Genomic DNA, 15,165 nt, shown 5'->3' on the forward strand with positions numbered 1-15,165 from the left:
TCAATCTGCCATTTCATAGGATATTCGGGAACATAACCTTATGGTAACAACTTAAAAGAATCACAAAAACCCTGCATACTTCTAGTCAAAAACCTTTGTCTTTTTTGAGTGGTTTCCGCAGTAATCTGATAAAATCTGTTGTCAATTAAAAATACTCTCTGCTTGACAACTTTCCCGGCAGGAGTAGTATAATTTACTTCTATACCCACGTTATCACCCAAGGTCTTTTTTTCCTCACTGACAATAGTTCCCCGAACTCTCTCTAATGCTGTACTTTTGCCCTGCTCTATAGCTTGTTCCACCAGATTTCTACTTCGTAACAATTGAATGTATTGTGCTGGATAATCAATGTAGGCAACCGTATATTTTGCCTCCTCCTGGGGACGATTTACGGTAAATAGATTTACCTGTAGTTCCCCATTATCACTGGTCATCTTTTGCTGGCTAAGCCTTGGTGTACCCGGAAACAACACGCTAAATTTTCCTTCCTGGGAGGAAAACCGCTGCCATATGGATTTTACTTGTGCTAATTGGCTAATAGTTGGAGTTTGACCAGTTGTGTAGTGATTATGTATAAACAAACTAACTAAGGGAAGTGAAATAACCGATACAAGCGATATCAATTTAGTAGTTTTTGTAATCATAGTAAGTAGGGAGGCACAATTATTTGTAGGATGGGTCGAGTAACGAGACCCGTGGTGTTGGGTTTCATACTTCAACCCAACCTACGTTGGTCTTATATTTAATTCCACTCACCCACTTAATCATAACTGGTTATTTAGTCCATGGAAGTTGGTATTTAGCGATAATTGAGCTAATTGGGGGGTTCTACCCTGGAAACCAATCATTAATTTTAGGGCAAAAACCTTTAATATGGGTATCCTCTGCATTAACCATAAACCTAGACGACGAATAATGACCATAGGTAAGATGTTATTGGAGAATATACGGTCTAATAGGTCTGTAAACCCTAAAATCGCCAAATTTTCATTTTTGCGCCAGCGTTCATACTGCTGCAGAATCTGGATGTTACCAATATCTTTTCCTTGCTGGTGAGCTGTTTGAATAACTTCAGCTAAAGCAGCAGCATCCCGGATACCTAAATTTAAACCCTGTCCACCCACGGGATGACAGTTATGAGCTGCATCACCCACCAAAGCCAACCGGGGGAGAACATAGCGATCGCTTTGCATTAACTGTACCTGAAAAACAAACCGCTCTCCCAGCAATTCTAATTTACCCATCTGGTGACCATAGCGACGAGTCAATTCTGCCAAAAATTCCTCATCACTTAAAGTGCACAGGGTCTTAGCTTCTTCATGGGGAGCAGTCCACACAATACGACACCTATTACCAGTTAGGGGTAAAATGGCAAAGGGCCCACTTTGCCAAAACTTTTCATAAGCGGTGTAGTTGTGGGACTTCTCAGGTCTGACAAAAGCGACTATACAAGACTGCCAATATTTCCAACCCTTCGTTTTAATTCCTGCAGCTTGACGAAGAGGGGACTTAGAACCATCAGCAGCTACCATTAATTTAGTGCGAAACACTTGATCTGCACCATTTATTTGAATATTTACAGTTACTATATCCCCACTAGTTTTAGTGCTAACCACAGTAGCAGGACACAAATAAGTCACATTGGCACAAGTTCTGACAAATTCCTGGAGGGGTTCCAACAGGGCAAAATGCTCTGCCACATAACCCAGTTCCGGTGTTTCTCCCCCCAAATCGGATGTTTGAAATTTGACTACATTTGGATATTCAGCATCCGATAGAAACACTTGTCTATACTTGGCAATGTGAGGGAGAATTTTTCCCCAAATACCAATACCCTGAAAAATACGTGCTGATAACATGTGTATAGCATAGGCTTGTCCCTTAGCTACCGCTGTGGATGTCACCTGAGCTTCCACCAAAAGAACAGTTAAGCCTGAATCCTTCAAAGCAGCAGCTAAAGTTAAACCAACAATACCACCACCCACAATCATCAAATCATAATCATGGCTTTCTGTGGTAGCTAGTCGGGAGTTAGGGGTTTGAGCAACTTCAGATGATGAAAACGACATTTTTAACCTCAGAAAACCTCTTACCTTCCATTTTTACCCAACTCTTCTTAGAGGGCAACCCAAATCACCTTGCACAGCGCTTGTATTCCAATATACTTAAAAAATTCTCAATCAAATCTTAACCAAACCTTAATCTTTTATTTAGCTTCTATTAAAAAAATCTTAATCAGTGGGCATAAAGCTAGATTTGGGACGTAACTTCGTCAAGCAAACAATGGCTAGTATAATATCCCTTAAACACGAGGTAACATGACATTAACCACTATTTTCCGTCCGGTAGTTTCTACAGCAGCACTAACAACAGTCCTAGGTTTTAGTCCATTATTAACAGCAATTGCTCAAGCTGAGACATTAAATGGTGCAGGTGCGACCTTTCCTGCTCCTTTGTATGAGCGTTATGCAAGGGAAGTGAGAAAGAAACATCCAGAATTGAAAGTTAATTACCAAGCGATTGGTAGTGGTGGTGGTATTCGTCAAACTATTGCGGGCACAGTAGATTTTGGTGCCAGCGATGCAGCTATGAAAGATGACGAAATAGCTAAAGTTAAAAACGGTGTAATTTTAGTACCAACAGCTGGTGGTGCGGTTTCCGTGGTTTATAACCTACCAGGAGTCAATAGACTAAGACTGTCTCGTAAAACCTTACCTGACATCTTTTCTGGTAAAATTACTAATTGGGATGATCAGCAAATTAAAGCAGATAACCCTGGTGTTAACCTACCAAATCAACCAATCAGATTTGCAGTTCGTGCGGATGGTAGCGGTACAACCTTTATCTTCACCAATCATCTCAGTTCTATAAATCCTTATTTCAAGGGTAGAATAGGAGCTAATACCGCACCAAAATGGACTCTACCCAACGTTTTGAAAGGAAAAGGAAATCCTGGTGTAGCTGCTTTAGTAGCTCGTACTCCTGGGTCTATTGGTTATGTAGAATATGACTATGCTACCAAAAACAACCTCAGATCTGCAGAAATACAGAACAGGAAAGGAGAATTTGTCGCTCCTTCTTTAGCAGCTTCTAATGCAGCTCTATCAACCGTGACCTTTCCTGCAAACTATCGCGTATTTGTTGGTGATCCAGCCCAGGGTTATCCCATTGTTGGTTTAACCTGGATGATGATTTATCAAAAGTACTCTAATCCTTCTAAAGCTGATGCTATCAAAAAGTGGATTAACTGGGTACTTAAAGATGGTCAACAGTTTAATGACGACCTAAATTACACAAAAATACCTCAGGACGTGGTTAATCGGGTTTTACAAACTGTGAATAGCACTGTTAAGTAAGGCTTTTTTAAAAAATGGGGGAAAGGTGGTTTGGCTTTTAACGAGCCCCATCCCCCTTTAGTCAGTCTATATCAACTCGAGCAGTCACTCAAATTTTTGTTCTTTTTTTAATATGATTTCCCACCATGAATGAATCATTTCCACCAAGTGAAGACCACTCCCGCGCCTATGTGAGTGGTGATCAAAATTTAGACCTACAGGTAAGTGGTGGATTAAATTTCCGCCTTGATCAGGGATTCACATTTTTAGTTTATTTCTTTGCTGCGGTCACTGTGACAATATTAATTGTCATGACTTTAGTCATCTTCAAAGAAGCTCAACCCGCTGTTCTCCAATTTGGTTTAGGATTTCTCTGGGACCAAGATTGGGATACAGGTAATCAGTTATTTGGAGCGTTAACTTATATTTATGGAACTTTGGTCAGCAGTGCGATCGCTATTTTGTTAACTGTACCTGTGGGTATATCTGTGGCCTTGGTTACGAGTGAGGACTTTTTGCCCTTACCAGTTAGAAACACCATTGCTTTTGTGGTAGAACTAATTGCAGCTATTCCCAGTGTAATTATTGGTTTATGGGGAATATTTGTATTTATCCCTGTAATAGAGCCTTTACAAAAGGGGATTAGTAACTTTCTCCGATTTATACCTTTATTTAACACTCAGGATCCAGCAGGTAATAATATGTTGACCGCTGGAATTATCTTGTCTATTATGATTTTACCCACGATGGCTGCCATTTCTCGTGATGTGTTAATGGTAGTTCCCCGGGAATTAAGAACCGCATCCATGGCTTTAGGTGGAACACGCTGGGAAACCATATTTCGAGTGTTATTACCTGCGGGATTTTCAGGTATGGTAAGTGCGGCCATGTTGGCTTTAGGACGTGCTTTGGGTGAGACCATGGCAGTAACTATGGTAATTGGTAACTCAGCCCAAATTAGTCTTTCTTTGCTTGATCCAGCCTATACAATTCCCGCTGTTATAGCTAATGAATTTGCCGAAGCGGAGCCGGGATTACATATTGGTGCATTAAGTTATTTAGGACTAATTTTGTTTGTATTAACTCTAGCTGTGAATATTGCTGCTGTACTATTAGTTCAGTGGGTTGGCAAAAAGAACTCTTAGTGGTATGCCAATAGAAATTCTGATTTAGTTTGCGCCGAAAATTGCCCACATAAAATTACCCATCACAAATCACTCAGTTTACCTACCATTTACCTATATGAATTCCGGAACAGATGAATCTTTTGCTAGGGAATTATTAGATCCCCTACCACCTAATAGACTGTTATTTAGTTATTTGATGAATGGTTTATCCTTCATATTAAGTCTGTTGGCATTTTTACCATTAGGATCAATTATATGGGAAATTATATCCCGGGGAAGTTCTAGTCTAAAACTAGAAATGTTCTATCTCCCCCTAATTGATAATGGCTTTGCCAATGCTATTCTGGGTACTCTACTTATGGTTAGTATTGCTACTCTACTCAGCGTACCTGTGGGAGTCATAACCGGCATATTTTTGGCAGAATTTGCCAAGAACAGCCAAATCAATAAATTGGTGCGATTCCTCACTTCTATACTCACCGGTGTACCCTCCATTGTAGTGGGCATGTTTGCCTATGGTGTAGTTGTACTAACCACTAAAGAGTTTAGTGCTTTAGCGGGGGGATTTGCTCTTTCCGTAATCATGTTACCCGTCATTACCCTGACCACAGAGGAAGCACTCAAGCTAGTTCCAGTGCATCAGAGACTAGCTTCTGCAGCTTTAGGAGGAACAAAACTGCAAACCACATTTAGAATAGTAGTAAAATCAGCTATACCTGGGATTACCACTGGTGTATCCCTGGCGATCGCTCGTGCAGCTGGTGAAACTGCGCCATTGATTTTTACAGCGCTATTTAGTCAAAACTGGTCAGATGGTCTAATCAGTCCCACAGCGTCCTTACCAGTATTAATTTTTAATTTGTACAATAGTCCCGATCCTAAAGTTAATCAATTGGTTTGGACTACCTCTATAATACTACTGAGTTTAGTTTTATTTTTTAGTTTGCTCTCTCGTTTTTTAGGTCGCAAGAGTAAATTGCGTTAGTGAAGTTTGTGAGTGATTTGGAAAGGTCTGTGAGATATCTAATGATTGTAAGGCGTGTCCTGGTTCGCGAAAACAAAGAATTCAGTATGGGAGATAATCTAAAATGACTAATCTGACTCCAGCTATCAAGATTAAAAACCTCAGTTTTTACTACGGTAACTACAAAGCTATCGAGAACATATCCTTAGATATTTACAAGAATCGAGTTACCGCACTAATAGGTCCTAGTGGTTGTGGCAAATCCACATTTATCAAAGCCCTAAATCGCATTAGTGAATTAGAAGGTAAAGTCAAGGTGGATGGGAGCGTAGAATTTTTTGGGCAGAGTATTTACGATTCCCGGATTAACATTAATCGGTTGAGAAGGGAAATCGGCATGGTATTTCAAAAGCCAAACCCTTTTCCCATGAGCATTTACGAGAATGTTGCTTACGGGGTAAGAATTTCTGGTGGGGCTCCAAAATTTCAATTAGATGACATTGTGGAGTCTGCTCTCAAAGGTGCTGCTTTGTGGAATGAGGTAAAAGATAAACTGAACTCATCTGCTTTAGGACTTTCTGGTGGACAGCAGCAAAGACTCTGTATTGCTCGTGCTTTAGCAGTAAAACCCAAAGTCTTATTAATGGATGAACCCTGTTCAGCATTAGATCCCATTGCTACCCTAAAAGTAGAGGAACTAATCCACAGTTTGCGATCAGAACTAACCATAGCTATTGTTACCCACAATATGCAACAGGCGACACGGGTTGCTGACTTTACAGCTTTCTTCAGTACAGATGAAAGTCGTATTGGACAAATGGTAGAATTTGGTGCTACAACCCAAATATTTGGCAGTCCCCTAGACGAGCGTACCCGCGATTATGTTGCGGGGCGATTTGGTTGATGCTTTGACCTGTTGGATGTATTGAACTACTCACAGGGAAACCAACTGTCGGTAGTTCAATTAACTGCGGAATCTAACATAACAATTGTGCCATCGGTAGCATCCATTTCCACCTCGATACCAATGGGCAAAGTGACAATATTTTCCAGATGTCCAATTTGCAATCCCATACAAGCGGGGACTGCCAAAGATTGAATGTGGTCGCGGACAACTTCTTCTAGGGTTAGGGAACCATATCCTCCATCTGGTGCACAATTAGTACACTGACCAAAAATAAACCCCCGTAAATTTTGTAAAATTCCTGCCAATTTCAGATGTGTTAACATTCTGTCTATACGGTAAATACTCTCTCCCACATCCTCCACAAATAAAATCGCCCCCGCAAAATTCGGCAAATAAGCGGATCCTACCATGGCTGAAATCACTGAAAGATTGCCTCCTATTAATCGCCCCCGTGCTTTTCCATGGGTAATGGTTTGAATGCGGTTTTTTACCCTCATCAACCTTCCCCTATCGTCTGGGTCTGCTTCATTGGCAAAATTAAGCTTTTCCCCGGCGAATAGAACCCGTCGAAACCAATTTACCTGTTCAGCACGCCAGGATGTTAAACCATTGGGACCATGGAAGGTGATTAAGCCAGTTTTAGCATAAATTGCTAAATTTAATGCCGTTAAGTCGCTAAAACCCACTAACACTTTGGCATTTTTCCTGATTACTTGATAGTCTAAATAGGGCAAAATCCTGGCACAACCCCAACCTCCACGCATTGGCAATAACATGGAGATTGTACTATCGGCAAAAAACTGATTGATATCAGCTGCTCTCTGGACATCTGTTCCCCCCAAATAGCCATAGCGTGCCAAAAGATGAGGAGCAAGATAGGGAATCATTCCCAACGCTTTAACAGCATCCTGGACGATTTCCACCTCCTCTGGTAAAAAGGTTGCACCAGCAGGACTAATTAGACCAACGCCATTACCAGTTTTTAGTCTTCGTGGTTTGATGGTACTATTAGTAGTGGTTCCCAGGGTAGGGAAGCTGTAACCCAGTGGCGACAAGGATGCTAGACTGGCCAGCGAAACGGTGAGGAACTGACGACGGTTCAATTTCATTGTTGACACCTATATTAACTAAATGATCGCCCCAAAATGCCGAATATAAGGTATTAAGTTAACAACCTGACATAATCCAAAGTTTAATATTTGTCCTTGATCCCCAATGGCTTTCAGCTAAAACAAGTATGTGGTTACTTCACCAATCATATAGAAATATAACAAGAATATAAAAATATAATAAAAATTATTTTTCAGTAAAAATAGCTAAAACCCCCAACACATAATAACTCCTCGGCTTTTTGGTCTATTTCTCTTGGGATCACAATATTAAATACCACTGGAAATAGTTATCAACCACCGTCAAGAGTAACGATTATGAAACCAATCAACCCGTTAGCATCAGCTTGTAGGTACTGTCGCCATTATCAACCGGAAGGACGTAGAGGTGGTGTTTGTAGTCAGTTAAGCGCACCCGTACAAGGTTGTTGGAAGGCCTGCTCTTTAGCTGTTCCCGCTTTCGCACCTACATGGGAGTCTTTGGAGGAAAGTTGGAATTTACCACTGACTAAACCAATGTTACCAATTTTATCCGTTCCCGGTCATCTAGATACTAGGACTGAGAATCTCCCAGTTCCAGAAGTTCAAGAAATTACAAGCATTGAGGAAACTGCTTTTTCCACTCTCCCCGGTTCTCGCTAGGGTAACCAAGGGAAATCCCGAAAATTTGGGGGGCGTTTTTGCAAAAATGCCTGTTTACCCTCTGCTGCTTCTGTGGTCATATAATAAAGTAAAGTGGCGTTACCAGCAAGCTCTTGTATTCCAGCTTGTCCATCGCAGTCTGCGTTAAATGCCGCTTTTAGACAACGTATGGCAATAGGACTTTTGTCTAGAATTTCTTTAGCCCAGTTTATTCCCTCCATTTCTAGATCCTGAACCGGAACAATGGTATTAATTAAACCCATTTCTAAGGCTTGTTGTGCATTGTATTGACGACAGAGGAACCAAATTTCCCGAGCTTTTTTCTGTCCAACTATTCGCGCTAGGTAACTAGCACCAAAACCACCATCAAAGCTACCTACTTTCGGTCCTGTTTGCCCAAAAATCGCATTATCTGCTGCTATGGTTAGATCGCACACTAGATGCAGAACATGACCTCCACCAATAGCATATCCCGCTACTAAAGCAATCACTACTTTAGGTAGAGAACGAATCAGACGTTGTAGATCTAACACGTTTAGGCGCGGAATTCCAGTGTGGTCAACATAACCGCCTTCTCCCCTCACGCTTTGGTCTCCCCCGGAACAGAAAGCATATTTACCATCGGTATGAGGTCCTGCACCTGTTAGCAGCACTACGCCAATATTTGTATCCTCACGAGCATCACAAAAAGCTTCATATATTTCAAATATTGTTTCTGGACGAAATGCATTGCGCTTATGGGGGCGATTGATGGTTATCTTAGCAATACCATCTATTTTTTCATAGAGTATGTCCTCGTAATGTTTAACGGTTTTCCAGTCGGGTTTCATATGGCTCATCATATTAGGGTGAAAACATTAGTTGACTTTTATTCTGTAACAAAACAGACGGATTTGTATCCGTCTGCAAACAAAAATTAAAAAACATTTAAATCAGTTGATGTTGAACGCCTTTAGGGTAAAAATTTTCTCGATAATGTCTTCTACGACCTTATCAGGTGTGGAAGCACCAGAAGTCACGCCAACAATTGTTTCCCCTATAGGTAGCCAGTTTTTTGTGGTTGCTATTTCTCCGTTTAATTGCCGATGTTCAATTGCATTACTAGGTTTAATTCTCTCCACACTGTCAATGTGATAGGAAGGAATATTTCTGTTAATAGCTATTTGTTGTAATTGGGTAGTATTTGATGAATTAAACCCGCCAATTACTATTATCAGGTCTAATTCATGTTCAACTAGTTCTAACATGGCATCTTGTCTTTCTTGGGTAGCATCACAGATGGTGTTAAAACTTTGAAAATGATCGTTCAGTGCTAAGGTGCCATATTTTTGCATCATGGTCTTTTCAAATATTTTGCCAATTTGCTCTGTTTCTCCTTTGAGCATGGTTGTTTGGTTGGCAATCCCTACTTTCTCTAAGTCTTTATCTGGGTCAAAACCCGCTGAATAGGCTTTGGCAAACCTGGTTAAAAATTCCTCCCGGTTACCACCATGGAGGATATAGTTGCTTACATACTCGGCTTCTTGTAAATTTAATACAATTAGGTATTTGCCAGCGAAGGAACTAGTCGCTACTGTTTCCTCGTGCTTGTACTTGCCATGAATGATTGAGGTAAATTCACCTTTTTTGTGCTTTTCCACTGTGTTCCACACTTTAGAAACCCATGGACAAGTTGTATCCACAATTTGACAACCTTTGTCATGTAAGATTTGCATTTCTTGTACACTAGCACCGAAGGCGGGTAAAATAACTACATCCCCTTGTTCAACTACTGAAAAATCTTTTTTATTAGTAGTTACGGGGATAAATCCCACTCCCATTTCTTGCATACGTTGATTAACCGAGGGATTGTGAATTATTTCATTGGTGATCCAAATCCTTTCTGTGGGAAAGTGTTGACGAGTTTCGTATGCCATCGCTACTGCGCGCTCCACACCCCAACAGAATCCAAAGGCTTGAGCTAGTCGGATAGTAGTGTTGCCTTTTTTAATCGTGTAGTTACTATTGCGTATTTCTTGAATTAGGCTACTTTCATACTCACATTGTAATTGGGTGGATACTTCTTCCTTGTGTCCAAATCCTTTCCGATTATAGTTTTCTGAGTGTTGTAGTGTACGCTTAAAAGTTTTGGTATCCATTTTCTACTGTCTACTAAAATTAATACTTCTTATTCTCTTATAATTTTCCATGATTTTTCAATTTATAGCTTTGAGCAAAACGCTTAGTAAAGAGTTAACTTATGAAAATGAGGGCTAGGTGGGCCGATCCCCTTTGCCCTCTTTCACTACTCTAAAATGTTAATGCGATCGCCGAACTCAGAGTTATAACCTTCTTCTCCGTGTTCGTTAACATCTAGACCCTGTTGCTCCGCTTCCTCTTGCACCCGCAGTCCTACAGTGGCTGAAATGAATTTCAAAATCAGATATGTTCCCACAGCTGATATAACATAAGCTATGGCGATCGCCCCTAATTCGACGAATAATTCCCCAAAATTCCCACGTAGTAATCCGTCCTTTCCTCCTGAATTAACCTCAGTAGTGGCAAATATAGCGGTTAAAATTGCTCCTAGTGTTCCTCCCACACCATGTACGGGATAGGTATCTAAAGCATCATCTACATTTAGTTTATGCTTTAAACTAACTGCATAGAAGCACACAAAGGAAGTAATGAAACCAATTAATATTGCCGCGAGTGGAGTGACAAATCCTGCAGCGGGGGTGATACCTACTAGACCTGCTACTGCACCCGTAGCTGCTCCTACAGCAGTGGGTTTCCCTCTTAGACTAGTTTCCAAGATTAACCACATTAATGCTCCTGCGGCGGCAGATGTATTAGTTGCAACAAATGCTACTGTAGCAATAGTGCCAGCAGATAGGGCACTACCAGCATTAAAACCAAACCAGCCAAACCATAACAGACCTGCACCTAATAAAATAAAGGGGACATTATGAGGTGGTGCGAGACGATCGGGATGGTTTTTGCGAGGACCAAGTACAATTGCTGCTACAAGAGCAGACACGCCAGAACTAATATGTACTACAGTCCCACCAGCAAAGTCTAAGGCACCTAAACCACCATATAGACCTAGAAATCCACCCTTAGCCCATACCGCATGAGCTAAAGGTGTGTAAATAAAGGTCGACCACAGCAGCACAAATAGACAGTAGGCGCGAAAACTCATCCGCTCCGCGATCGCTCCAGAAATTAAAGCTGGAGTGATAATTGCAAACATGGCTTGATAGATCATGTATGCTTGATGGGGTATTGTTGATGCGTAAGAAACTACTTCCTGCGGTGCTGAACCTGCTAGATATCCTGTTGTTTCCAAACCCACACCATTTAAACCAAACCACTGTAAACCCCCAATAAATGGCAACCCAGGAGCAAAGGATAAACTATAGCCCCATAGTACCCAGGTTACCCCCACAATTGCCATCAACACAAAACTCATCATTAAGGTGTTGAGGATGTTGCGTGATCGCACAAATCCACCATAAAAGAAGGCCAACCCCGGTGTCATCAATAGCACCAAAGCGGAAGAAATCAGGACAAATGTTGTGTCTCCTGTATCAGGAGGTGGGGCACTTTTTGCCGTTTCAGCCAAAGCACCACTTACCAGTGGCACTGTCGTGAAAAGTACTGTCAAACCCCCGATGATCAAAAATTTTTTCCGCACTTGTTTTTGTTCCTATGTAGTCAATTGTCTTGTACTACTTGTCAGTACATAGCATCAGATTTTAAACTTGTACAGATTCAGAAGTTACCTAGATTAAGCATACTAGAAACTTAACAAAGAAATTATTTTTATAATAGTTAGTTAGACTACAAATTATTGATTTTCTTATGTACTTTTTGAATATATATGACTACCCTGCAACTAAGGTGAGAAGCTGCAGTTTAAATCTTCAATAACCGCCCTAGCGGACAAATAGCGATCGCCAAAATTATAACAAACCATTTTGTCTAAAATACTTGCCAACTGATCACTAACTATACCAAGGTGTCGCCAAACCACATTGCCAGTTTGGGGATCTAATGGCAATTCTTGGGGAAAATTTCCAGTAATAGCTTGAATCCCAATCATACCCAAAGCATAAATATCACTAGATAAACGGGGATGACCAGCCAATTGCTCAGGTGGTGAATACCCCCTTGTACCTATGGAAACCGTAGCTGACTCAGTGCCAGGATTAATTTGAGGTTGAATTAATTTCACTGCGCCAAAATCTATTAAACACAGACGATTATCTTGATGGCGTCGCATAATATTGCTAGGTTTAATATCCCGGTGAATTATATGGTGTTGATGTATAAAAGATAAAATCTCTAAGATTTCTAGTAACATAGCAATAACAAAACTCTGGCTTTTAGCACCCGTTACTGGAGGTAACTCTTGACTTAAAGTATGACCTACTATATACTCTTGAACTAGATAAAACTCCTGTCTATCCTCAAAATAACCCAACAGTTGGGGAATTTGCGGGTGTTGACCTACAATGGCTAAAATTTCCGCTTCAGTGTTAAATAGTCTACGAGCAACCTGCAAAAACTTGTCATCTCTCCGGGCTGGCATTAATTGCTTAATCACACAGGTATGATGCTGATCCTTGTTTTGGTTTTGAGTATCTTCTACTAAATAAGTCCTGCCAAAACCTCCTGAAGCCAGATTTCTCATGATCTGATAGCGTCCAGCTAAAAGTAAATCCGTATCTCCAGATGTAACCGCATCAACAAAATCAAACTGGTCAACGTGGGTGGGAAGTTGGGTTTTTTGCTCCCATAGCAAACTCATTTCCTCAATTGCTTGCTGTTGTTTTTGCACCTGGTCCAGAATTATCTGGTTCTGTTTTTGTACTTGATAATTAGTATAACTAATTACAACAATACTACTAATGATCAAACATAGGACTGGTCGAATAAAGGGTATCCATATAGCTTGCCAAGACAAAATAGTTACAATAGCTAAACTGAACCCAATGACCATAATTAGTGCTATTGTTATGGGGATAGGATGATGCCATTTTCTGGTCAAAATTGCACCAATAACTGCATAACTCCAAATCCATAACCATTCTAACCAGTCTGACCAATAATTAATTACAGCTCTACCATCCAGTGCTGTACTAATGATTTGACTGGCCACCTGGGCATGGATCATCATACGGGACAGTCTGGGGCTTTGATCAGATAAACTGCTATAGGGTGTATAGTATCCCGGATGTACGCTATTAGCAGTAGCACCTATAATTACTAGGCGATCTTTTATCCAACTTGGTTTAATTTTACCTTTCAGTACTTGTGTGAGTGTAACCTGTTGGGCTAGATCCTGGGGACGACGATAGTTTAATAAAATTTGATAGCCATTTGTATCTACATGTTGATAACCTCCCGCATTTTTATCTAAGCGGTGAAATACGGCTTTACCTATTTGCAATTCTTGATTTTGACCGAAGGTGTATCCTATACCCTGCCGATCTAAATATGTAATAGCTAATAAGGTGCCAAAGGAAAATTCCGTTTGGCATTTTTCGTCTTTCTCCGTGGGTTCAGCAAATAATAAACCCCGACGAATCACCTGATCCACTTGATTATCACTAACCACATCATCAAACCCGATATTATCTATGGGAATGTTACCAGGAGGAGGAACTTCTGACCTCCCAATATTACTTAATAGACAAGTTGCAATTACCTGACCTGATCCTGCTACATTGTTACCTAAATCTTTATATTTTTGTTGAGGACGATAAATATTTAACCCTACTACTCTTGGTTGATAAGATGCCAATTTTTTCATTAGTTGATTTACAGTTTGATCTGATAGAGGCCATTTTTCCCTTTTTATATCTTCCTCTGTAATTGTCACTAATAAAAGTCTTCGATCTATGGGTTCTCGATGGCGGAGTCGCAACATTCGGTCATAAATACCTAACTCCATACTTTGCAACCATTTCATCTCGCTCACCCCCCATATCACACCTGTTACTCCCATACTGGTGGCGAGAATGACCGACCAAAAATTATGCAAGTCCCTTTTTGACCTAGCAATTAAGTTTTTCTTAATATGTCTATTCGTGTTCTTACTAGTACAGACTTTATTGGCAACAGAGGCAATACGCATTTTCCTGATCAGTTGGTCAATCATATTCAACAGGTGGTCTAAACTGTTTGCTCACCAAAGAAGTTTTTGCAATTAGTGCTGATTAGTTATTGTTAATATTTTCTTGATCTAAAAGATTGTAGTTAATTGCAGCTGGAGATACGGTTATCTCCGGTGTAGTATTGTCTATTCTCGATGTTCTTGACCAAAATTCCCCATTATAGTTATAAGGAGCTAGTATCCTATCATAGTTAGAAGCGACGGCTAAAATTGACCCTGCCAAAATGTGTATAGGTAAGGGTAGAGATAACTCTCCCAACCAGTCAAAAGCCCAGCTGAATACCTCCGCTATGGCAAATAATAATAAGAAGCATATCAACCAAACTGTCATTTTTTCTTCACTCTACTATACTGATTCAGTGTGGATAGTATTTTATCACGCCAACTGTTGAGTTGTCAACGCTATACCTACTCACAAAAAGCAAACTAACAAGCCCTAAGTTTACCTAACCAGACTTATTGCCAGTCCGCTTGTATAAGATTCCGTTGGCTGCGACTAAATATCAAACCAATCTCATGGACAGATTTTCCCGGTTCCCCACGGTATTTTTCAGCATAGTTTCGCTGGAGGATTTGGTCAAGTGCTGGATTTCCCTGGACTTGATTCCCCTCTACCACCTTGATTTCCATCACATAGATATGGGCTCCAAGCATGGTGGTTATATCCGCTTGACCATAGTTGCTAATGTCCTCCGGGATAACTCTAGCATCTAAGGAACTCAAGAAGGCGTAAATCACAGAGGCATAATATCCTTCAAAATCCGCTAGGTCATTATTAGTGAAATTCCGCCAGGGAATACCCGCAAACAATCTCTTAATTGCCATAATCATTGATTCCACATCCCCTCTATTCATAAACTCGTATAGAGAGTCTTGAATCCCACTCTTTTCGTTCACATTTTCCGTATAGGCGTTAATAAA

The 15,165-nt window shown here is 40.6% G+C and carries 14 protein-coding genes; 5 read left to right on the top strand and 9 right to left on the bottom strand.

The features are described 5' to 3' along the window. Nucleotides 1-38: 38 nt before the first annotated feature. Entirely contained in the window at nt 39-644 is a 606-nt protein-coding gene (locus ASL19_RS03005) for a hypothetical protein (RefSeq protein ID WP_057177224.1), read from the bottom strand. 120 nt (nt 645-764) lie between these two features. Further along, a complete protein-coding gene (locus ASL19_RS03010) occupies nt 765-2,069 on the bottom strand; it encodes an FAD-dependent hydroxylase (protein ID WP_057177225.1) in 1,305 nt (434 codons plus the stop codon). Nucleotides 2,070-2,318: 249 nt separating this feature from the next. Between ASL19_RS03010 and pstS the strand changes: the two genes are divergently transcribed. The 4 genes from pstS to pstB all read left to right on the top strand — a co-directional run bounded on the left by pstS (nt 2,319) and on the right by pstB (nt 6,330). Then, on the top strand, nt 2,319-3,356 hold the full coding sequence (pstS, locus tag ASL19_RS03015) for a phosphate ABC transporter substrate-binding protein PstS (RefSeq protein WP_057177226.1): 1,038 nt from the start codon (nt 2,319-2,321) through the stop codon (nt 3,354-3,356). A 125-nt stretch (nt 3,357-3,481) separates the two neighbouring features. Then, on the top strand, nt 3,482-4,480 hold the full coding sequence (gene pstC / locus ASL19_RS03020) for a phosphate ABC transporter permease subunit PstC (protein WP_057177227.1): 999 nt from the start codon (nt 3,482-3,484) through the stop codon (nt 4,478-4,480). A gap of 97 nt (nt 4,481-4,577) precedes the next feature. Then, complete coding sequence (pstA, locus tag ASL19_RS03025; protein ID WP_057177228.1) at nt 4,578-5,447, top strand: phosphate ABC transporter permease PstA; 870 nt, start codon at nt 4,578-4,580, stop codon at nt 5,445-5,447. Between the two features lie 103 nt (nt 5,448-5,550). Next, entirely contained in the window at nt 5,551-6,330 is a 780-nt protein-coding gene (gene pstB, locus ASL19_RS03030) for a phosphate ABC transporter ATP-binding protein PstB (protein ID WP_057177229.1), read from the top strand. 56 nt (nt 6,331-6,386) lie between these two features. Here pstB and ASL19_RS03035 read toward each other — a convergent pair whose 3' ends face one another. Then, nucleotides 6,387-7,442, bottom strand: coding sequence for an LD-carboxypeptidase (locus ASL19_RS03035; protein WP_057177230.1), 1,056 nt, complete (start codon nt 7,440-7,442; stop codon nt 6,387-6,389). Between the two features lie 318 nt (nt 7,443-7,760). On the opposite strand from ASL19_RS03035, the gene ASL19_RS03040 reads away from it, so the two are divergent. Then, nucleotides 7,761-8,084, top strand: coding sequence for a hypothetical protein (locus tag ASL19_RS03040; protein ID WP_057177231.1), 324 nt, complete (start codon nt 7,761-7,763; stop codon nt 8,082-8,084). On the opposite strand, the gene menB is transcribed toward ASL19_RS03040, so the two are convergent. The 6 genes from menB to ASL19_RS03070 form a co-directional block, all read right to left on the bottom strand. Next, the gene (gene menB / locus ASL19_RS03045) at nt 8,081-8,914 is read right to left on the bottom strand and encodes a 1,4-dihydroxy-2-naphthoyl-CoA synthase (RefSeq protein WP_057177232.1); all 834 of its coding nucleotides are present in this window, start codon (nt 8,912-8,914) and stop codon (nt 8,081-8,083) included. The two genes, ASL19_RS03040 and menB, sit on opposite strands and share 4 nt — an antisense overlap. A 102-nt stretch (nt 8,915-9,016) precedes the next feature. Then, nucleotides 9,017-10,222: a 4-hydroxy-3-methylbut-2-enyl diphosphate reductase gene (locus tag ASL19_RS03050; protein WP_057177233.1), complete on the bottom strand. Its 1,206-nt coding sequence runs from the start codon at nt 10,220-10,222 to the stop codon at nt 9,017-9,019. Nucleotides 10,223-10,368: 146 nt separating this feature from the next. Further along, the gene (locus tag ASL19_RS03055) at nt 10,369-11,760 is read right to left on the bottom strand and encodes an ammonium transporter (protein WP_057177234.1); all 1,392 of its coding nucleotides are present in this window, start codon (nt 11,758-11,760) and stop codon (nt 10,369-10,371) included. Between the two features lie 201 nt (nt 11,761-11,961). Then, the gene (locus ASL19_RS03060) at nt 11,962-14,229 is read right to left on the bottom strand and encodes a CHASE2 domain-containing serine/threonine-protein kinase (protein WP_057177235.1); all 2,268 of its coding nucleotides are present in this window, start codon (nt 14,227-14,229) and stop codon (nt 11,962-11,964) included. A gap of 58 nt (nt 14,230-14,287) precedes the next feature. Next, complete coding sequence (locus ASL19_RS03065; RefSeq protein WP_006277392.1) at nt 14,288-14,575, bottom strand: hypothetical protein; 288 nt, start codon at nt 14,573-14,575, stop codon at nt 14,288-14,290. A gap of 125 nt (nt 14,576-14,700) precedes the next feature. Further along, nucleotides 14,701-15,165, bottom strand: a 465-nt coding sequence (locus ASL19_RS03070; protein WP_200959794.1) for a PD-(D/E)XK nuclease domain-containing protein, incomplete at its 5' end; no start/stop codon positions are given.

This window comes from Cylindrospermopsis sp. CR12 (assembly GCF_001432185.1).
In the GTDB taxonomy this organism is placed as follows: Bacteria; Cyanobacteriota; Cyanobacteriia; order Cyanobacteriales; family Nostocaceae; genus Raphidiopsis; species Raphidiopsis raciborskii.

Coding starts and splice junctions, on each gene's coding strand:
- menB (WP_057177232.1), bottom strand. CDS start 8,914: ATGAAACCCGACTGGAAAACCGTTAAACATTACGAGGACATACTCTAT.
- pstS (WP_057177226.1), top strand. CDS start 2,319: ATGACATTAACCACTATTTTCCGTCCGGTAGTTTCTACAGCAGCACTA.
- ASL19_RS03040 (WP_057177231.1), top strand. CDS start 7,761: ATGAAACCAATCAACCCGTTAGCATCAGCTTGTAGGTACTGTCGCCAT.
- ASL19_RS03050 (WP_057177233.1), bottom strand. CDS start 10,222: ATGGATACCAAAACTTTTAAGCGTACACTACAACACTCAGAAAACTAT.
- ASL19_RS03010 (WP_057177225.1), bottom strand. CDS start 2,069: ATGTCGTTTTCATCATCTGAAGTTGCTCAAACCCCTAACTCCCGACTA.
- ASL19_RS03065 (WP_006277392.1), bottom strand. CDS start 14,575: ATGACAGTTTGGTTGATATGCTTCTTATTATTATTTGCCATAGCGGAG.
- pstA (WP_057177228.1), top strand. CDS start 4,578: ATGAATTCCGGAACAGATGAATCTTTTGCTAGGGAATTATTAGATCCC.
- ASL19_RS03035 (WP_057177230.1), bottom strand. CDS start 7,442: ATGAAATTGAACCGTCGTCAGTTCCTCACCGTTTCGCTGGCCAGTCTA.
- pstB (WP_057177229.1), top strand. CDS start 5,551: ATGACTAATCTGACTCCAGCTATCAAGATTAAAAACCTCAGTTTTTAC.
- pstC (WP_057177227.1), top strand. CDS start 3,482: ATGAATGAATCATTTCCACCAAGTGAAGACCACTCCCGCGCCTATGTG.
- ASL19_RS03060 (WP_057177235.1), bottom strand. CDS start 14,229: ATGATTGACCAACTGATCAGGAAAATGCGTATTGCCTCTGTTGCCAAT.
- ASL19_RS03005 (WP_057177224.1), bottom strand. CDS start 644: ATGATTACAAAAACTACTAAATTGATATCGCTTGTATCGGTTATTTCA.